The 18537-nt window shown below is 70.9% G+C and carries 21 protein-coding genes and 1 pseudogene; 11 read left to right on the forward strand and 11 right to left on the reverse strand.

Annotated elements, in window-relative coordinates:
* The first annotated feature begins 148 nt into the window (after positions 1-148).
* A complete protein-coding gene (locus tag ACGFRF_RS08915) occupies positions 149-1132 on the forward strand; it encodes a DUF4097 domain-containing protein (protein ID WP_393737928.1) in 984 nt (327 codons plus the stop codon).
* Position 1133: 1 nt separating this feature from the next.
* Positions 1134-2210, forward strand: a complete 1077-nt coding sequence (locus ACGFRF_RS08920; RefSeq protein ID WP_393737929.1) for a PadR family transcriptional regulator — start codon at positions 1134-1136, stop codon at positions 2208-2210.
* A gap of 32 nt (positions 2211-2242) precedes the next feature.
* Here ACGFRF_RS08920 and ACGFRF_RS08925 read toward each other — a convergent pair whose 3' ends face one another.
* The 4 genes from ACGFRF_RS08925 to ACGFRF_RS08940 all read right to left on the reverse strand — a co-directional run bounded on the left by ACGFRF_RS08925 (position 2243) and on the right by ACGFRF_RS08940 (position 5540).
* Positions 2243-2809 (reverse strand): Clp protease N-terminal domain-containing protein, encoded by a 567-nt coding sequence (locus tag ACGFRF_RS08925; RefSeq protein ID WP_393737930.1) that lies wholly within the window; start codon positions 2807-2809, stop codon positions 2243-2245.
* Positions 2809-3018 (reverse strand): HTH domain-containing protein, encoded by a 210-nt coding sequence (locus tag ACGFRF_RS08930; RefSeq protein ID WP_073889424.1) that lies wholly within the window; start codon positions 3016-3018, stop codon positions 2809-2811. Before ACGFRF_RS08930 ends, ACGFRF_RS08925 begins: the two co-directional genes overlap by 1 nt.
* Before the next feature lie 135 nt (positions 3019-3153).
* The gene (locus ACGFRF_RS08935; protein ID WP_393737931.1) at positions 3154-4119 is read right to left on the reverse strand and encodes a zinc-binding dehydrogenase; all 966 of its coding nucleotides are present in this window, start codon (positions 4117-4119) and stop codon (positions 3154-3156) included.
* Between the two features lie 197 nt (positions 4120-4316).
* The gene (locus ACGFRF_RS08940) at positions 4317-5540 is read right to left on the reverse strand and encodes an NADP-dependent malic enzyme (RefSeq protein ID WP_393737932.1); all 1224 of its coding nucleotides are present in this window, start codon (positions 5538-5540) and stop codon (positions 4317-4319) included.
* A 601-nt stretch (positions 5541-6141) separates the two neighbouring features.
* Here ACGFRF_RS08940 and ACGFRF_RS08945 point away from each other — a divergent pair.
* Genes ACGFRF_RS08945 through ACGFRF_RS08955 form a run of 3 tightly spaced genes read left to right on the forward strand, consistent with a single transcriptional unit; the run spans position 6142 to position 8875 of the window.
* Complete coding sequence (locus ACGFRF_RS08945) at positions 6142-7101, forward strand: ABC transporter substrate-binding protein (protein WP_393737933.1); 960 nt, start codon at positions 6142-6144, stop codon at positions 7099-7101.
* Between the two features lie 38 nt (positions 7102-7139).
* Positions 7140-8075 (forward strand): amino acid ABC transporter permease, encoded by a 936-nt coding sequence (locus ACGFRF_RS08950; RefSeq protein WP_393737934.1) that lies wholly within the window; start codon positions 7140-7142, stop codon positions 8073-8075.
* Positions 8072-8875 carry an amino acid ABC transporter ATP-binding protein gene (locus ACGFRF_RS08955; protein WP_393737935.1) on the forward strand — a complete coding sequence of 268 codons (804 nt, stop codon included), beginning with the start codon at positions 8072-8074 and terminating at the stop codon, positions 8873-8875. The genes ACGFRF_RS08950 and ACGFRF_RS08955 overlap by 4 nt, the downstream gene beginning before the upstream one ends.
* 127 nt (positions 8876-9002) lie before the next feature.
* Here the strand turns inward: ACGFRF_RS08955 and ACGFRF_RS08960 are convergent, their stop codons facing one another.
* On the reverse strand, positions 9003-9761 hold the full coding sequence (locus tag ACGFRF_RS08960) for a class I SAM-dependent methyltransferase (protein WP_393737936.1): 759 nt from the start codon (positions 9759-9761) through the stop codon (positions 9003-9005).
* 100 nt (positions 9762-9861) lie between these two features.
* Between ACGFRF_RS08960 and ACGFRF_RS08965 the strand changes: the two genes are divergently transcribed.
* Positions 9862-10491 carry a CGNR zinc finger domain-containing protein gene (locus ACGFRF_RS08965; RefSeq protein ID WP_393737937.1) on the forward strand — a complete coding sequence of 210 codons (630 nt, stop codon included), beginning with the start codon at positions 9862-9864 and terminating at the stop codon, positions 10489-10491.
* Here ACGFRF_RS08965 and sodX read toward each other — a convergent pair.
* Positions 10395-10829, reverse strand: a complete 435-nt coding sequence (gene sodX, locus ACGFRF_RS08970) for a nickel-type superoxide dismutase maturation protease (RefSeq protein WP_393738306.1) — start codon at positions 10827-10829, stop codon at positions 10395-10397. The genes ACGFRF_RS08965 and sodX overlap by 97 nt on opposite strands.
* 145 nt (positions 10830-10974) lie before the next feature.
* Between sodX and sodN the strand changes: the two genes are divergently transcribed.
* The 4 genes and pseudogenes from sodN (at position 10975) to ACGFRF_RS08990 (ending at position 13211) form a co-directional block, all read left to right on the forward strand.
* Positions 10975-11370 (forward strand): superoxide dismutase, Ni, encoded by a 396-nt coding sequence (sodN, locus tag ACGFRF_RS08975; RefSeq protein WP_014674929.1) that lies wholly within the window; start codon positions 10975-10977, stop codon positions 11368-11370.
* Between the two features lie 205 nt (positions 11371-11575).
* Positions 11576-11929, forward strand: coding sequence for a helix-turn-helix transcriptional regulator (locus tag ACGFRF_RS08980; RefSeq protein ID WP_393738308.1), 354 nt, complete (start codon positions 11576-11578; stop codon positions 11927-11929).
* Between the two features lie 59 nt (positions 11930-11988).
* On the forward strand, positions 11989-12405 hold the full coding sequence (locus tag ACGFRF_RS08985) for a VOC family protein (RefSeq protein ID WP_393737938.1): 417 nt from the start codon (positions 11989-11991) through the stop codon (positions 12403-12405).
* 41 nt (positions 12406-12446) lie between these two features.
* Positions 12447-13211 (forward strand): annotated as a pseudogene (locus tag ACGFRF_RS08990) (VOC family protein).
* A 234-nt stretch (positions 13212-13445) separates the two neighbouring features.
* Here ACGFRF_RS08990 and ACGFRF_RS08995 read toward each other — a convergent pair.
* The 5 genes from ACGFRF_RS08995 to ACGFRF_RS09015 all read right to left on the reverse strand — a co-directional run bounded on the left by ACGFRF_RS08995 (position 13446) and on the right by ACGFRF_RS09015 (position 17623).
* Positions 13446-13778 (reverse strand): DUF952 domain-containing protein, encoded by a 333-nt coding sequence (locus ACGFRF_RS08995; protein ID WP_393737939.1) that lies wholly within the window; start codon positions 13776-13778, stop codon positions 13446-13448.
* Between the two features lie 66 nt (positions 13779-13844).
* Positions 13845-14078, reverse strand: a complete 234-nt coding sequence (locus ACGFRF_RS09000; protein WP_393737940.1) for a hypothetical protein — start codon at positions 14076-14078, stop codon at positions 13845-13847.
* 55 nt (positions 14079-14133) lie between these two features.
* Entirely contained in the window at positions 14134-14718 is a 585-nt protein-coding gene (locus ACGFRF_RS09005) for a dihydrofolate reductase family protein (protein ID WP_393737941.1), read from the reverse strand.
* A 237-nt stretch (positions 14719-14955) separates the two neighbouring features.
* Positions 14956-16104 (reverse strand): family 2 encapsulin nanocompartment cargo protein polyprenyl transferase, encoded by a 1149-nt coding sequence (locus tag ACGFRF_RS09010; RefSeq protein WP_393737942.1) that lies wholly within the window; start codon positions 16102-16104, stop codon positions 14956-14958.
* A gap of 112 nt (positions 16105-16216) precedes the next feature.
* Complete coding sequence (locus ACGFRF_RS09015) at positions 16217-17623, reverse strand: family 2B encapsulin nanocompartment shell protein (protein ID WP_393737943.1); 1407 nt, start codon at positions 17621-17623, stop codon at positions 16217-16219.
* Between the two features lie 290 nt (positions 17624-17913).
* On the opposite strand from ACGFRF_RS09015, the gene ACGFRF_RS09020 reads away from it, so the two are divergent.
* The gene (locus tag ACGFRF_RS09020) at positions 17914-18507 is read left to right on the forward strand and encodes an N-acetylmuramoyl-L-alanine amidase (RefSeq protein ID WP_393737944.1); all 594 of its coding nucleotides are present in this window, start codon (positions 17914-17916) and stop codon (positions 18505-18507) included.
* The last annotated feature ends 30 nt before the right edge of the window (positions 18508-18537 follow it).

The following is an 18537-nucleotide window of genomic DNA, read 5'->3' on the forward strand; positions in this document are numbered from 1 at the left end:
CTGTGCGGGGCGCCGGTACGGCGCCCCGCTTTTGCATGCCGGGACTCACCCGAAAGAGTGCCTTGACTTCCCCCATCCGCGATATATCGTGTTTCTCAGTGGACACGATATGGCGCGTCGCGCCTGGTCCCGTCGAGGAGGTCCCCCCATGTCCGAGTGGTCCGTCGCCGAGCCCCAGAAGCTGACCTTCGACACCACCGTGAGCGACCTGCACGTGCGCATCGTCAACGGAACGGTGAACGTGGTGGGCACGGACGAAGGTTCCGCCCGCCTGGAGGTCTCGGAGATAGAGGGACCGCCCCTGGTGGTCACCGAAAAGCGCGGCACCCTCACGGTGGCCTACGACGACCTGCCCTGGAAGGGCTTCCTGAAATGGCTCGACCGCAAGGGCTGGCGCCGCAGCGCCGTCGTCTCCCTGGCGGTCCCGGCCGGCACGCGCGTGGAGGTGGGCGTGGTCGGCGCCGGCGCGGTCGTCTCCGGCATCCGCGGCCCGGCGGTGATCAAGGGCGTGACCGGCGACACCACCCTGGTCGGCGTCGCGGGCCCGGTCCGGGCGGACACCGTCTCGGGGAACCTGGAGGCCCAGGCGGTCACCGGCGACCTGCGCTTCCACTCCGTCTCGGGAGACCTGACCGTGGTCGACGGTTCCGGACCCTCCGTCCGCGCGGACTCCGTCAGCGGCTCCATGATCGTCGACCTGGACCCGGACGGCCCGACGGAGGTCAGTCTCACCAGCGTCTCCGGCGAGATCGCCATCCGCCTGCCGCACCCGGCGGACGCCGAGGTGGAGGCCAACACGGCGAGCGGCACGATCTCCAACGCCTTCGACGGACTGCGGGTGCACGGCCAGTGGGGCGCCCACAAGATCACCGGCCGGCTCGGCGCGGGCACCGGCAGGCTCCGGGCCACCACGGTCTCCGGTTCGATCGCCCTCCTGCGCCGCCCGCCCCGCGACGACGAGGAGGAGAGCGCCTTCTGGGAGGCCGAGCCCCCACGGAACTCCGGCACCGGCGCCACACCCGACCCGGTCGACGACGCGTCGGCCGCTCCGGGGGACAATTCCGTCTCCGGCCGGGGCACCGGCGCCACCGACGCCCCGGCCGACGGCACGACCGACAAGAAGGTGCTCTGACATGCCCCCCGTCTTCGCCCACGGCCGCCTCCGCCTGTACCTGCTCAAGCTGCTCGACGAGGCCCCGCGCCACGGGTACGAGGTCATCAGGCTGCTGGAGGAGCGCTTCCAGGGGCTGTACGCCCCCTCGGCGGGCACCGTCTACCCCCGCCTGGCCAAGCTGGAGGCCGAGGGCCTGGTCCGGCACACCACCGAGGGCGGCCGCAAGGTGTACTCCATCACGGACGCCGGCCGCGCCGAACTGGCCGACCGCAGCGGTGAGCTGGCCGACCTCGAACTGGAGATCCGCGAGTCGGTCGCGGAACTGGCCGCCGAGATACGGGCCGATGTGCGCGGCGCGGCGGGCGACCTACGCCGTGAGATGCGGGCGGCGGCCTCCGAGGCGCGCCGGGGCGGCACGGCGGCAGGGGCCGCGGCGGGCCCCTTCGGGGAGCGCGCCGACCTGGACGACAAGGAGGCCTGGCGCGCCGCCAAGGAGGAGATGCGCCGGGTCAAGCAGGAGTGGAAGGAGCAGGCCCGCCGCGCCAAGGACGAGAGCCGCCGGGCCCGCGAGGAGGCCCAGCAGGCCCGCCGGCAGGCGCAGGAGGCCCAGGCGCGGGCCCGGGCGCAGGCACAGGAGGAGATGCAGCGGATCGCCCGGCGGGTCCAGGACCGGGTCCAGGACCATTTCGCGCGCGGCGACTGGCCGACCGGCGTCCGTGAGGGCCTGACCGAGCTGGCGAAGGAGTTCGGCGAGTTCGGAAAGGACTTCGGCAAGGAGTTCGGCAAGGAGTTCGGCAAGGACTGGTCCTTCGGCCGCGCCCCCGAGGGCACGACCAGGTCCACGCCCGCGACCGAACCCCACTACTCCGCCACCCCGGAGGACTTCCCGGCCGCGTACGAGCCTTCCTGGGCCCACGAGGACGTCACCGGCGACCCGGCCCGCGATCTGGACCGCCTCCTGGACCGCTTCCGTGACGACATCCGCGACACGGCCCGCGACCACGGCATCACCGCCGACCAGTTGCGCGACGCCCGCCGCCACCTGTCGACGGCCGCGGCGCACATCGGGGCGATACTGCGGGCGCCGAAGGCCTGACCGACGGGAGCGGGACTGCGACCGGCCGGCGCTCAGCCGGCCTTCGCCTCCCCCTCGCCGTACAGCACCCGGGTCACCGACGCGTACGTCACCCCCTGATCGGCCAGCACCTCGGCCGCCACACCCGGCAGGACCGTGAGCGCCAGCAGCAGGTGCTCGTCGCCGATGTGCCGGTCGCGGTGGGCGAGGGCGATGCGCAGGGACCTCTCCAGGACGTCCTTCGCGCCCCGGCTGAAGCTCGGCCGGCGCCCCGACCACCGGTGAGCGTCCTTCCGGTCGCCGGACATCGCCCCGACCCCGTGCGCCTCCTCCACCCGGGCCACGATCTGCGAGACGTCGATGCCCAGTTCCGCCAGCGCGTCCGCGTCGGCCCGGGTCAGTCCGGCACGTCGCCGCGCCTCCGCCAGGGCCTGCCGCACCGGCTCGCGCCGCTCGGCGAGCCCGAGGGCGGCAAGCGCGAAGGATGCCCGGCTGCCGTCGCGGTCGAGGAGCGCGAGCAGCAGGTGCTCGGGCTCGACGGTCTGCGCCCGGCCCCCCTCCGCATGGGCGAACGCCTCCTTGACGACCGTCCTGGCGTCCTTCGTGAACCGCTCGAACATCAACGCCTCCCGTACTTCTTGTGCACGGCCTGCCTGCTGACACCCAGCTCCGCGGCGATCTCCTGCCACGACCAGCCCTGATTGCGCGCATTGCGCACCTGCACCGCCTCCAGCTGCTCCAGCAGCCTGCGCAGCGCGGCCACGGCCCGCAGTCCCACCCGCGGGTCACGGTCACCGGCTCGCTCGGCGAGATCGGTTGCCTCCGTCATGATGTCAACCTACGTTGACACGCCTGCCGTTGTCAACCACAGTTGACACCCGGGCCGTGGAAAAGGCGGGCCCGGCATCCCGGGCCCGCCTGTCGGCTCTGTCCGCCTGCAGGGATCTCACAGGCGCGGCGGACTTCAGGGGGTGGTGAGCACGATCTTCCCGAACTGCCCCCCGGAGGCCAGCCGCTCGAAGCCCTCACGGGCCCGGTCCAGCGGCAGCTCCTCGTCGATGACGGGCCGTACACCGGTGGCGGCGCAGAAGGAGAGCAGGTCCTCGAGCTCGTCCTTGGTGCCCATGGTGGAGCCGACCACCTTCAGCTCCAGGAAGAAGATCCGGGTCAGCTCGGCGTGCGAGGGCCGGTCGCCGCTGGTGGCGCCGGAGATGACGATCGTGCCGCCGGGCCGCAGCGACTTCACCGAGTGGGACCAGGTCGCGGCGCCCACGGTCTCGATGACGGCGTCGACCCGCTGCGGCAGCCGCGCTCCTGGCTCCACCGCCTCCACGGCCCCGAGTTCCAGGGCCCGCTTCCGCTTCGCCTCGTCCCGGCTGGTGGCGAAGACCCTGAGGCCCGCCGCCTTGCCGAGCACGATCGCGGCCGTGGCGACACCGCCGCCCGCGCCCTGCACGAGGACCGAGTCGCCCGGTCGTACCCCGGCGTTGGTGAAGAGCATCCGGTAGGCCGTCAGCCACGCGGTCGGCAGACAGGCGGCCTCGGCGAAGGACAGTTCCTTGGGCTTGGGCAGGACGTTCCAGGTCGGTACGGCGACCTGTTCGGCGAAGGTGCCCTGGTAGCGCTCGGTGAGGATGGAGCGCGGCTCGTTCGGGCCGACCCCGTGGCCGGTCTGGCCGATGACGGAGTGCAGGACGACCTCGTTGCCGTCCTCGTCGATGCCGGCGGCGTCACAGCCGAGGATCATCGGGAGCCGGTCCTCCGGGAGGCCGACGCCGCGCAGGGACCAGAGGTCGTGGTGGTTGAGGGAAGCGGCCCGCACCGTGATGGTGCTCCAGCCGGGACGGGCCTCGGGAGCCGGACGCTCCCCCAACTCGAGGCCGGTGAGCGGCTGGTCGCGGTCGATTCGGGCGGCGTAGACAGCGAACATGGGCTCGACGATAGGTGGAGCGCCCAGCCGACGGAACCGCGGGGCCCTGTGACACATGCCCTCTTGCGCACGGGCACCCGTACAGCGCAGCGCGGCAGCGACGAGCTTTGAGAAGCACCCTCGTCACCGCCTGACGGCACGGGCGGGTGGGCAGAAAAATGGTCCCGCCCACCCGGACGGGACCATTTCGGCCGACGTCAGCGCCGGGCGACTCCTTCAGCCCGAGCGGCCGCGGCCACCGCGGCGGTCACCGCGGGAGCGACGCGCTCATCGAACGGCGACGGAATCACGTAGTCGGCGGCGAGGTCGTCCCCGACCACCGAGGCCAGCGCCTCCGCCGCGGCGATCTTCATGCCCTCCGTGATCCGCGTGGCCCGCACCTGCAGCGCGCCCGCGAAGATCCCGGGGAAGGCCAGCACGTTGTTGATCTGGTTCGGGAAGTCCGAGCGCCCGGTCGCGACGACCGCCGCGTACTTGTGCGCCACCTCCGGGTGGATCTCCGGGTTCGGGTTGGCCATCGCGAAGACGAAGGCGCCTTCGGCCATGGAGGCGACGGCCGCCTCCGCGACCGTACCGCCGGAGACGCCGATGAAGACGTCCGCGCCCGCGAGGGCGTCCTCCAGCGTGCCGGTGAGGCCGGCCTTGTTGGTGAAGGAGGCCAGCTCGCGCTTGACCGGCGTCAGGTCCGCCCGGTCCGCCGACACGACACCCTTGCGGTCCGCCACGGCCACGTCCCCGATGCCGGCCTCGACCAGCATCTTGGCGATGGCGACACCGGCCGCGCCGGCGCCCGAGATGACGGCCCGCAACTGCCCGATCTCACGTCCGCTCAGCCGCGCCGCGTTCCGCAGCGCCGCGAGCGTCACGACGGCCGTGCCGTGCTGGTCGTCGTGGAAGACCGGGATGTCCAGGCGCTCCTGGAGCCGGCGCTCGATCTCGAAGCACCGGGGCGCCGAGATGTCCTCCAGGTTCACTCCGCCGAAGGAGGGAGCGAGCCGGACGACGGTCTCGACGATGTCGTCCACGTCGGTGCAGTCGAGCGCGATCGGCACCGCGTCGACGCCGCCGAACTGCTTGAAGAGGATCGCCTTGCCCTCCATCACGGGGAGGGAGGCCTGGGGACCGATGTCCCCGAGTCCGAGCACGGCGGTGCCGTCGGTCACGACGGCGACCACCGAGGACTTCCATGTGTAGTCGTTGACCAGCTCCGGCTGTTCCGCGATCGCGGTGCACACGCGAGCGACGCCGGGCGTGTACGCGAGGGAAAGGTCGTCCTTGTCCCGGATCGGCACGGTGGCCTGCACGGCCATCTTGCCGCCGCGGTGCAGCGCGAACGCCGGATCGAAGGAATCGAGGGGCTCGGCCCCGCCGTCCTGATCCGTACTGCCGTCGCTGCGAGGATTGACGATCTCCGCTGCCACTTTGTTGTACCCCTTAGCTATGCATGGTTTGAGGGTCGACCACTCCTGGTGAGGGGTGGGCGGGCACCGCGTACGGCTCGATTGCGGATACGTACGAGCACATACGCGACGGGCGCGCCGCACACGCGCCCTGAGCCCCGGATGAGGGGTGTAAAGACCTTTCTTACCGGACGGACGGCACTCACGACGAGTCCATTAGGTGCAAGGTCACATCGCGGAAGCGGAAAGGCACGCCGAGGTGACGCGCGGCCGGCGGCACCGCGACCCGGCGTCCAGGCCATGCCAAGGTGGCGCGGAGTGGTGACGAGGGGCCCGAACGGTGCGAAAGGGACAGCGTCCCGGATGATCACATCGTGAGACGCACTGAAGATTTTCCGGCCGGAAGGCTGGATTCCCGCAGATGGTTCGGTGGCGATGGACCGAGGATGTACCGACCTGATGCGGTTCGGGGGTCACCCGTTATCCGATTTTGACATAGCGACTCCCCTGAATGGCGTAGTCCGAATGGCAAGATGCGGTAAACCCACGAGGTCGCGACACCCGAAGGTGTGTGTTTCCGTCGACCCATCGGCAACTCTTCCCATCCGCCGGAGGAACCACGATGACCGCAAGCTCCACCCGTCGTACCACCGCCGCGCACTCCCGTTTGGCAGCGGTCGGTGCGATCGCGGTCGCAGGCGCCCTGCTGCTCACCGGCTGCGGTGACCAGACCAAGGACAAGAACAAGGACTCCGGCAGCGCGTCCGCCACCAGCGCCCCGCTCGCCGACAAGCTCCCGCAGGACATCCGGAGCGCGGGTGTCATCAAGGTCGGATCGGACATCGCCTACGCGCCGGTGGAGTACAAGGACTCCTCCGGCAACGTCGTCGGCCTGGACCCCGACCTGGCGGCTGCCATGGGCAAGCAGCTCGGCGTGAAGTTCCAGTTCGAGAACGGCACCTTCGACGGCCTGCTCACCGGTCTGCGCTCGGACCGCTACGACATCGCGATGTCGGCCATGACGGACAACAAGAACCGTCAGGAGGGCGTCGACCCGGACACCGGCAAGAAGGTCGGCGAGGGCGTCGACTTCGTCGACTACCTGACCGCCGGCGTCTCGATCTACACGCGCAAGGGCGACACCCAGGGCATCACGAACTGGACGGACCTCTGCGGCAAGAAGCTCGCCGTCCAGCGCGGCACCACCTCGGAGGACCTGGCCAAGCAGCAGGCCAAGAAGTGTCCGGGCGGCAAGAAGCTCAGCATCGAGGCCTTCGACGACAACCAGCAGGCCCAGACCCGTCTGCGCTCGGGCGGTGCGGACGCCGTGTCCGCCGACTTCCCGGTCGCCGCGTACGCCGTGAAGACCTCCGGCGGCGGCAAGGACTTCGAGATCGTCGGCGAGCAGGTCGAGGCGGCCCCGTACGGCATCGCGGTCTCCAAGAAGGACACCCAGCTGCGGGACGCCCTGCAGGCGGCGGTGGGCGCGATCATCAAGAACGGCGAGTACCAGCACATCCTCGAGAAGTGGGGCGCCCAGGACGGCGCCGTCAAGGAGTCCGTGATCAACGGCGGCAAGTGACCCGCGGAATCACGAGCGGCCACTGAGAGGCAACACCCGTGACTGACATCAAGAAGACGGCAGGGGAGCCGGGCACTCCCCCGGCCGGCCCGGAGGCCATCAAGGCCATCCCGGTCCGGCACTACGGACGATACGTTTCCGCCGTCATCGCGATCGCGATCCTCGTCGCGATCATCTACGCGTTCGGCCAGGGCCGGATCAACTGGCACGCGGTACCGGACTACTTTTTCGACGACCGGATCCTGACCGGTGTCGGCAAGACCCTCCTGCTGACGGTCCTGTCCATGCTGATCGGCATCGTCGGCGGCGTCCTCCTGGCGGTGATGCGGCTGTCGAAGAACCCGGTGACCTCCTCGATCGCCTGGTTCTACATCTGGTTCTTCCGCGGCACGCCGGTCCTGGTCCAGCTGTTCCTCTGGTTCAACCTGGGCCTGGTCTTCGAGTACATCAACCTGATGCCGTTCTACAAGGACTACTGGTCGAACTTCATGACGCCGCTGCTGACGGCGCTGCTCGGCCTGGGTCTGAACGAGGCGGCGTACATGGCCGAGATCTGCCGGGCCGGTCTGCTCGCGGTGGACGAGGGCCAGACCGAGGCGGCCCACGCCCTGGGCATGAGCCACAGCAAGACCCTGCGCCGGGTGATCATCCCGCAGGCGATGCGCGTGATCGTCCCGCCCACGGGCAACGAAGTGATCAACATGCTGAAGACGACCTCGCTCGTGGCGGCCGTCCAGTATCCCGAGCTGTTCCGTTACGCCCAGGACATCGGCCAGAACTCCGGCGCCCCGGTGGAGATGTACTTCCTCGCCGCGGCCTGGTACCTGATCATGACCTCGGTGCTGAGCGTCGGCCAGTACTACATCGAGCGTTACTACGCCCGCGGCTCCAGCCGCCAGTTGCCGCCCACTCCGTGGCAGAAGGTGAAGACCAACATGCTCTCCCTGGGCCGGCCGAAGGGAGGCATGGCATGACCGACAAGCTGAGCAAGAGCGACACCGCCCCCGAGGGGACGGCCCCCATGGTCAAGGCGGAGGGCGTCCACAAGTCCTTCGGTCACGTCGAGGTGCTCAAGGGCATCGACCTGGAGGTGAAGCCGGGCGAGGTGTTCTGCCTCATCGGCCCCTCCGGCTCCGGCAAGTCGACCTTCCTGCGGTGCATCAACCACCTGGAGAAGATCAACGCCGGGCGGCTGTACGTCGACGGCGAGCTGGTCGGCTACCGCCAGCAGGGCGAGAAGCTGTACGAGCTGCGTGACCGCGAGGTCGCCATGAAGCGCCGGGACATCGGCATGGTCTTCCAGCGCTTCAACCTGTTCCCGCACATGACGGCCGTGGACAACGTCATGGAGGCGCCGGTCCAGGTGCGGGGCACGAGCAGGGCGCAGGCTCGGGAGCGGGCCATGCAGTTGCTGGAGCGCGTGGGTCTGGCCGACCGGGCCGGGCACTACCCCTCGCAGCTCTCCGGCGGTCAGCAGCAGCGCGTGGCGATCGCCCGGGCCCTGGCGATGGACCCGAAGCTGATGCTGTTCGACGAGCCGACCTCGGCGCTGGACCCGGAGCTGGTCGGTGACGTCCTGGACGTCATGCGCGACCTCGCCGAGTCCGGTATGACGATGGTCGTCGTCACCCACGAGATGGGCTTCGCCCGCGAGGTGGGCGACAGCCTGGTGTTCATGGACGACGGTGTGGTGGTCGAATCCGGCCACCCGCGGGACGTCCTGACCGACCCGCAGCACGAGCGGACGCAGTCGTTCCTGTCCAAGGTGCTCTGACGCTTCGCCGGGGAAGGGCGGTACGGGTTCTCCGTACCGCCCTTCCCCATGCCGCCGGGGCAGCAGGCCGGGCTTCCCGGGTACCCCCACCGGAACAGCGCCGCGGGTCTGCCCCCTGCGAAGGGGCCTACTTCAGTGCCAGCAGCAAGGTGTCCGACGGCGAGCACCACACCGGCCGGGCCTCGCCGAAGCCCTTCTCGCGCAGTACGCGCGCGTGCCAGGCCGCCGAGGGCGTGTCCCCGTCGGCGTGCTCGCCGTAGATCTCGAAGCGCCGGGCGGTCGGCTCGGCGAGGACGGGGTCCTCCGCCGCGAGCTGCCACCACTCGGCCCAGTCCAGGGCCCCGTCCCGCTTGGCCTGATCCATGCGCGCGTGGCGCTGGGCGCGCTCGGCCGCGTTGATCCGGGGCGTCGTCTCGTCGATCATGTGGTCCGCGTTCATGAAGACACCGCCGTCGCGGACGAGTTCCGCGACCTGACCGTAGAGGGCCGCGAGGGGTTCGCTGTGCAGCCAGTGCAGGGCCGTGGCGGTCAGGACGGCGTCGTAGGAGTCGTACGGCAGCTTCGCCCGCCAGTCGGGGTCCTTGAGGTCGGCGGTGACGAAGGAGACCCGGTCGTCGCCCTCGAAGGTGCCGCGCGCGATGGCGAGCAGGGCCGGGTCGAGGTCGACGCCGGTGCTGGTGGCCTCGGGGAAGCGGGCGAGCAGCCGGGCGGTGATGCTGCCGGTGCCGCACGCCAGGTCGAGCACGCGCGGGGCGGTGCCCACGAGCGCCTCCACCATGTCGAGCATGGTCCGGAAGCGTTCCTCGCGGTCCGGCATGTACCACTCCTGCTGCCGGTCCCAGCTCTCCTGCCAGGCCGCCCAGTCGGTTCCGGTGCTCGTGGTCATGGAAACCCCTCTCCCCTCGCTGCGCGTAATACCCTGGATACACGACCGGCTGTTACCCGACCGCAGACAAGACCATAAAGCGCCACCGTAAGGACTACAAGTGGAACTGGCCTATTACTCGGATTACGCCGTACGTCTGGTCAACAGCGAGGAACCGGCACGGGGCAAGGACGCCCTGACCTCGGTCGGGGCCGTCCGCGACCTGTTCGGCGCGAATTCGTCGGCGGCCCGCCGCGCCACCGACGCCGACGTCACACGCTTCCGCTCGGTCCGGGCCCGGCTGCGCGCGGTCTTCGAAGCGGCCGACAAGGGCGACGAGACCCTCGCCGTGGACCTGCTGAACTCGCTGCTGCTGGAGTTCCCGGTGAGCCCGCAGATCTCCGGGCACGACTACCGCGACGAGGACGGCCGCCCGCTGTGGCACATGCACCTGGCCGACCACCCGTCCAACGCCACCGCCGGCTACGCGGCGATCGCGGCGATGGGCCTGGCCTTCCACCTGACCGAGTACGGCGTGGACCGCCTCGGCCTGTGCGAGGCGCCCCCGTGCCGCAACGCCTACCTCGACACCTCCACCAACCGCTCCCGGCGCTACTGCTCCGACCGCTGCGCGACCCGCGCCAACGTGGCCGCCTACCGGGCCCGCAAGCGCCTGGAGGCCGACCGTTCGGAGAAGAGCGGCCTCGCGGCCGAGAGCGCCCAGCGCACCAGCGTCAGCGGCGAGCGCTGACCCGCGGGCACGGGCCGGTACCTGAAGCGCGCCTTGCCCAGAATGAGTTCGTCCGGCACGACCCCGTAGTCGGTGCTGTCCCCGCCCGCGTACGGATTGTCCCCGAGCACCCACCAGCCGCCCTCGCGCCGCTCCACGGCACGCTTGACGACCAGCAGGTCCTGCTGGAACGGATGACGCAGGACCACGATGTCCCCCGGACGGATCACGGCCCCGTACTGCAGCAGCAGCCGGTCACCGTGCTGGAGCGTGGGCACCATGGACGGGCCCGTCACCTCGGCCAGCCCCAAGGGCGCCACGGCCCTCCCCCGCTCGGTCTCCTGCGACAGCTCCGGCATCCCCGGCACCTCCCCGGTCCGTTCCTCCACCAGTCTCAGTCTCACCCTGGACTTTTGTCCTAAGCCCTAGGGGGCACCCGAGAAATCGCCTTCCTCAGGGAGTAATGTCGCACCTGAGAAGACGATCACGAGGAAGGAATGCTCCATGCTTTCCCGCCTGTTTGCCCCCAAGGTCAAGGTCAGCGCCCACTGCGACCTGCCCTGCGGCGTGTACGACCCGGCCCAGGCCCGCATCGAGGCGGAGTCGGTGAAGGCCGTCCAGGAAAAGATGGCCGGCAACGACGACCCCCACTTCCAGGCGCGCGCCACCGTCATCAAGGAGCAGCGCGCGGAGCTGGCCAAGCACCACGTCTCCGTGCTCTGGAGCGACTACTTCAAGGCCCCGCACTTCGAGAAGTACCCGGAGCTGCACCAGCTGGTCAACGACACCCTGAAGGCCCTCTCGGCCGCCAAGGCGTCCACCGACCCGGCGACGGGCCAGAAGGCGCTGGACTACATCGCCCAGATCGACAAGATCTTCTGGGAGACCAAGAAGGCCTGATCCTGGATCATGCCGCTCGACCTGCGACGCCTTTGGTCGCATGGTCTTCCTGCCCGCACCCGGTCCGCCCGGCCGCCGAGAACGGCGTCCAGGGCAGACCGGGTGCGGTCTTTTGCCGGCGGTTCTGCGTGGTGCGGTCCTGTGCCAAGCTGAGGGGGTGACCGCCCTGGAGGACCTCAGACGGCTGCGCCGCGTGCGCGACCGCATGGACCGCGAGTACGCCGAGCGGCTCGACATGACGGAGCTGGCCCGCGACGCCCTGATGTCCCCCGGTCACTTCCAGCGCAGCTTCCGCAAGGCCTTCGGCGAGACCCCGTACAGCTACCTCATGACCCGCCGGATCGAGCGGGCCAAAGCGCTGCTGCGCCGGGGCGACCTCACCGTGACCGAGGTGTGCCTCGCCGTCGGCTGTACCTCGCTCGGCTCCTTCAGCTCCCGCTTCACCGAGCTGGTCGGCGAGACGCCGAGCGCCTACCGGGCCCGCGACCACGAGGCGAGCGCGGTGATCCCGTCCTGCGTGGCCCGTACGTTCACCCGCCCGCGCCGCCGGGCCTGGTGAGCTCCCGCGTGTCACGGACCGAAGAGGCCCGACGGGGGGAAGAGGCCTAGCGTGGCCCCATGGACGTGAAACTCAAGCAGTGTTTCATCGCGGTGGACGACCACGACAAGGCCCTGGCCTTCTACCGTGACGTGCTCGGCCTGGAGGTCCGCAACGACGTGGGCTTCGAGAACATGCGGTGGGTGACCCTGGGCTCACCGCTCCAGCCGGACGTGGAGATCGTGCTGGAGCCGCCCGGCGCGAACCCGGACGCCTCCCCCGCCGACCGGCAGGCGATGGCCGAACTGCTCGCCAAGGGCATGCTGCGCGGCGTCATCTTCACCACCGAGGACTGCGACGCGCTGTTCGAGCGGGTACGTGAGTCCGGAGCGGATGTGCTGCAGGAGCCGACGGACCAGCCGTACGGGGTGCGCGACTGCGCCTTCCGTGACCCGGCCGGGAACCAGCTGCGCTTCCTCCAGCGGCCCGCGCAGTGACTTCCCCCCGGGTTCCGGGGGCTTCACGCCTACACTCCCGAATGATCATTCGCTGGACGTACGCCTTCGTCGACCGGCCCGCCGCGCGCCTGCACCAGGCACGCGCCTTCTGGACGGCCGTCACCGGCACCCGGCTGTCCGAACCCCGTGGCGACCAGGGCGAGTTCGTGATGCTGCTGCCCGACGAGGCCGACGGGGCGGACGCGTGCGTCAAGCTCCAGGGCGTCGCCGAGGAAGACGGCGGCGCCCATGTCGACCTCTGCACCGAGGACGTAAGGGAGTTGACCGCGGCCGCCCGCGAACTCGGCGCGGGCCTCGTGGCGGACCACGGCGACTGGGCCGTACTGCGGTGACCCGGAGGCCAGTTGTTCTGCGCCGTGCCCTGGCACGGGGAGACGGTACGGCCGCCGGTGGTGGCGGGCAGCCGCCTGGACCAGGTGTGCCTCGACATCCCGCCGTCCGCGTACGGCGCCGAGGCCGCCTTCTGGTCCCGGCTCACCGGCTGGGAGCGGCAGGCGGGCTCGCGGCCGGAGTTCACGGTACTGAGACCGCCGGCGGGCCTGCCCGTGCGGCTGCTGCTCCAGCGGCTCGACGACGAGCGGCCGGCCTCCGCCCATCCGGACCTGGCCTGCGCGGACATCGCCGCGGTCCGCGCGCGACACGAAGAGCTGGGGGCCGTCCTCGTGCGCCGGGGCGCCCACTGGACGGTGCTGCGCGATCCGGCCGGCGGTACGTACTGCCTGACCGGCCGGGACCCGGAGACGGGCGGACTGCCGGGTGCCGGTCAGCGGACCGTCGACACGTAGACGCACGGGGACGCGGATGTCGACGGGATCCTCCCGGGGCCTGCCGAGGGCCCGGCGAGCAGCCGGCGACGTACGGCGGCTGCGGCCGCCCCTCACGTCGGGCCGGGCCGACGAACCGTCCGCGTTCTCCGGGTGCGCGCCCTTCGGCCGGGCGTCCTGCCGGAGCACGAGCGCGAGTGCTCCCCGACGGCCACGGCCCACGCCGTCACCGGCGTCGCGCGCCCCCCGGCCGGCTCATCCCCAGGGCTCCACGTCCACCACGGCGTCGGCCGGCACCGGCCCGTACACGTGCGGGAACTCCTCCCCGCCCGGCCGCGCGGCCTCGTACTTCACCGGGACTCCGACCCGGGCCGGGTCGACGACCAGCACGACCAGCTCGTCCGGGCCGTCGTAGTCGCCATAGAGGAGAGCGGCTGTGCGCGGCAGCTGCTCACGGGTGGAGAAGTGGATGAAGCCCTCCTCCTGGAGAGTGCGGCCACGCGTCGACACCTCGTAGGCGCCGTGCTCACGCGCCGCCTCCCACAAGGAGCGCTCGGTGACATGGAAGATGCGGGGCAGTTTCGGCATGCGCCCACGCTACGGCCCGGCCCGGCGGAGCGTCCGCGGACGGCGCTCTCCCGTCCTGGGCCGGGATCACTTCCCGGCGGGCTCCTCGGGCTGCCGCCGTGCGGCCGGGGCGGCGGGTTCGGCGGATGGAGTGGCCGGTTCGGTGGGTGGGGCGGCGGCTTCGCCGTGGGCCGGGCAGTCGGGGTTGCGGCACGGGCCGCGACCCCAGACCGGCACCCAGGCGCCCAGCGTCTTGTGCCGCCCGACAATGGTTTCGACGGGCTGTCCGCAGAGGGGACAGACGGATCGCTCCCTGTCCATGTCCTCAGGGTAGAGCGGCTGCGGGCTCAGTGCTTCCCGGCGTGCGCCGGGACGCTCAGCGCTTCCTCGCGTACGTCCGCACGACGACGCCGTTCGTGAAGGTGCGCACCCCGTCGAGGGTGAACTCCTTGATGTCGAGTCCCGTGCCGAACATCGGCATGCCCGTGCCGTAGACGATCGGGTAGGACTTGATGACCAGTTCGTCGATCTCGTCGAGCAGTTCTCCGGCGACGCATGAGCCGCCGCACAGGTAGATGTCCAGCCCGCCGTCCTCCGCCTTGAGCGCCCGGACCCGGCCGGCCAGGTCCTCGGCGATGATCTCGACGTTCGGGTCGGGCGACGCGCCCAGGCTGCGGGAGGCGACGTATTCGCGCAGGTGGCCGTAAGGGCTGGTGATGCCCTCCTTGAGGGCCAGGTCGTAGCTGGCCCGGCCCTGGATCACGGTGTCGAACCGCTTGTTCTCCACACCGTCGAGGCCGAACTGTGCGCGGCCTTGGGTGGGCAGGGTCTCGGGGAACTCCGTCTTGAGGAAGTCGAGGTACTCCTCGTCCAGGAAGCGGAGCATCGCCGAGGCGTCGCCGTGCTCGTCGCCGATGAAGCCGTCGAGCGAGCAGGCGATGAAGTACGTGAGCTTTCGCAAGCTGATCCTTAGGGGTAGAGGTTCGGTGCGACCAGTTGACCACTCCGCTTGTAGTGCTTCATTTGTAGTACTCCAACTGGGGTGAGCGCAAGGCGTTTTCGGCGCACAGCGGCGGGCCCCGCACACCACAGGGGTGTGCGGGGCCCTCCTGGCCGGAGTCCCCGGTGACCGCGCGGGGTCAGGAGCCGCGCGGGCCCGGGGCTCCGGGGTTCTTCCCGGCTGCCGGTGCCGCAGCGCTCAGCCGCTGCGCCGGGTCACGAACTCGGCGAGCGCCAGCAACCCGCCCGCCGCCTCGGGGTCGGGCACCGCGCGGGCCAGTTCCTGCACGGCGCGGGCCATCCGGTCGGCCGCCTCCGCCTGGGCCCAGTCCCGTCCACCGGCCCACTCCACGAACTGTGCCGTGCGGGCGATCTCCCCGGCCGCCTCCGACTCCTCCTTGACGTACGGCATCCGGTACAGCGCGGCGAGTTCGGCCGCCGCCGGCGTGCCGGAGGTGAGCGCCGCCACCACCGGCAGGGACTTCTTGCGGGCGGCGAGATCCGCGCCGACCGGTTTGCCGGTGTGCCGCGAGTCTCCCCATATGCCGATGACGTCATCGATCAACTGGAAGGCGAGCCCCGCCTGCCGGCCGAAGCCGTCCAGCGCGTCCGCCTGTTCCTCCCCGGCACCCGCGTACAGCGCGCCGATGGCGCAGGCGCAGCCCAGCAGCGCGCCGGTCTTCGCCTCGGCCATGGCGAGCACTTCCTCGAGGGTGACCTCGTCCGGCGCACGACGCTCCAGGTCGGTGTCGGTGTGCTGGCCGGCGCACAGCTCCACCACGCACGCCGCGAGCCGGGCCGCGGCCGGGACCGAGGCCGGGTGCGGGTCCTCGGCGAGCAGCCGCAGGGCGAGTGCCTGCAAGGCGTCCCCGGCGAGGATCGCGTCGGCGTCGCCGAACACGGTCCAGGCCGTGGGCCGGTGCCGCCGGGAGGTGTCCCGGTCCATCACGTCGTCGTGCAACAGCGTGAAGTTGTGCACGAGCTCGACCGCCGCTGCCGCGCGGACGGCCGCCGCCCGGGCCGCGGAGCCGCCGGCCGCAGCGGCCGCGGCGAGGACGAGCGCGGGCCGTATCGCCTTGCCGGCGTTGCCCGCCGACGGGGTGCCGTCCGCGTGCTGCCAGCCGAAGTGGTACAGCGCGATCCGGCGCATGGAGCCGGGCAGCGACTCGACGGCCGCGCGCAGCTCCGGGTCGACCAGGGCGCGGGTGCCCTCCAGCAGCGCCACCGCCTCCTGCCCGTCGGGCGGACCCGCAGGGCCGTCGCCGGCCGTCCCCCGCCGCGCCCCCGCCGTGCCGGGGCGCGGTACGCCGGGGGCACGCTGTCCTGTCTCCGTCATGAACTCGGCCATGCCTCCCCCTCACCAGATCCGCGGAGGCCTGCGTCGCCGACCCGGCCGGACACGTACCCCGAGGGTGTACCCGCCCCGGTGGGCGGGGACACCGCCGCGACGTGCGGAAACGTCACCTCCATCGGCCGATCTCGACGTTCTCCAGCACGCCGAGCGCGTCGGGCACCAGGACGGCGGCCGAGTAGTAGGCCGTCACCAGGTACTTGATGATGGCCTGCTCGTTGATGCCCATGAACCGGACGGACAGGCTCGGCTCGATCTCGTCCGGGATGCCGGACTGCCTCAGGCCGATGACGCCCTGCTCCGACTCGCCGGTGCGCATGGCGATGATGGAGGTCGTACGGGCCTCGCTGATCGGGATCTTGTTGCACGGGTAGATCGGCACACCGCGCCAGGTGGGGATGCGGTTGCCGGCGATGTCGATCGTCTCCGGGACCAGGCCCCGCTTGTTCAGCTCGCGCCCGATCGCGGCGATGGCGCGCGGGTGGGCCAGGAGCAGCTTCGTGCCCCGGCGGCGACTGAGCAGCTCGTCCAGGTCGTCCGGGCCGGGCACGCCGTCGTGCGGCTGGATCCGCTGGTCGTACTCGCAGTTGTGGAGGAGACCGAACTCCCGGTTGTTGACCAGCTCGTGCTCCTGGCGCTCCTTGAGCGCCTCGACCGTGAGCCGCAGCTGCTGCTCGGTCTGGTTCATCGGCTGGTTGTAGAGGTCGGCCACGCGTGAGTGGATGCGCAGCACGGTCTGGGCGATGCTGAGTTCGTACTCGCGGGGCCGGGACTCGTAGTCCACGAACGTGTGCGGGATGTCGGGCTCGCCGGAATGACCGGCCGCCAGCTCGACCGCCTTCTCGCCGTACTTGTTGGTCCGCTGCTCGGGGATCGCGCGCACCCGCTCGAGGTGCTCCCGCAGCGAGTCGGAGCGCTCCGCCACCTGCTCGAAGTCCTGCCGGCTGAGGGTCAGCACCGTGGTCGCGGTGTCCGCGCGGACGGTGTACTCCCAGATGGCGTCCGGGTCGAGCAGCGCCTGGTCGCCGAAGTGGGCGCCGTCGGCGAGCACTCCGAGGACGGCGTCGCCGCCGTACGGGCCGGTGCCGACCTTCTCCACCCTTCCGTGGGCGAGCAGGTACACCTCGTCGGTCCGGTTGCCGAAGTCGGCGATCACCTCGCCGGGCGCGAATTCGCGCTGGTGGCAGCGCCGGGCCAGCTCCGACAGCACCTCCTCGTCCTCGTACGACCGCAGGACCGGCAGCTCGCCGAGTTCGGCCGGGATGACCTCCACCTGGTCCCCGGTCTTCACGAAGGTGATGCGGCCGTCGCCGACGGCGTAGGTCAGGCGCCTGTTCACCCGGTACGTGCCGCCCTGGACGTCCACCCAGGGGAGCGTGCGCAGCAGCCAGCGGGAGCTGATCTCCTGCATCTGCGGAACGGACTTGGTGGTGGTGGCCAGGTTCCGCGCAGCCGCCGTCCCGAGGGACTGCTGCGGCTTGCCCTGATCCGTGCGGACCTCTTCGCCTACCGACATAAGGAAATGCCCTCTCATGTATGCCCGGCGCCGAATCGCACACCGGTCTCGCGTTCAAGGCTTCCATTACGCAGCGCACACGCACCATTACCCGAAAGAGCGGGAATGGATCATCGCACTACTGGGCAGAAAGAGGGATCTTGCCCAACACCGCCCTCGATGCCCGACCTGTCCGGATCGGCTCGCACACTGTGCGAACGATGTGGTCCGACAGGTCCCGTTTCGGTAGAAGCACCGGTACGCGAGGGCCGCGACCGGCGGCCGTCGGGCACGGCACGAAGGAGTCGGTCATGGCCCCACCCATGTCCGCGGGTGAATTCCTCGACGCGCTGCGGGCGGAGGGCGTCACGGTCGTCGAGGTCGGCGACTGGCGGCACCACAACCGCAACCACAAGGGTCCCTGGGGGCCCGTCCACGGCGTGATGATCCACCACACGGTGACCCGGGGCAGCGCGCGCACGGTGGAGATCTGCCGCGACGGCCACGCGTCGCTGCCCGGACCGCTGTGCCACGGTGTGATCACCAAGGACGGCACGGTCCACCTGGTCGGCTACGGCCGCGCCAACCACGCCGGCCTCGGTGACGACGAGGTCCTGCGCGCGGTCATCGCCGAGAAGAGGCTGCCGCCGGACAACGAGGCGAACACCGACGGCAACCGGCACTTCTACGGCTTCGAGTGCGAGAACCTGGGCGACGGCGAGGACCCCTGGCCCGAGGCGCAACTGAACGCGATCGAACGGGCGGCGGCCGCGGTGTGCCGGCGGCACGGCTGGACGGAACGGTCGGTCATCGGGCACCTGGAGTGGCAGCCGGGGAAGGTGGACCCGCGCGGATTCACGATGGCGTCGTTGCGGGAGCGGATCGCCGAGCGCCTGAAGGGGTAGCGCCGCGGGCAGGGGCGGGCCGTCGCCGGT

This window comes from Streptomyces sp. NPDC048521, from assembly GCF_043199855.1.
GTDB lineage: Bacteria > Actinomycetota > Actinomycetes > Streptomycetales > Streptomycetaceae > Streptomyces.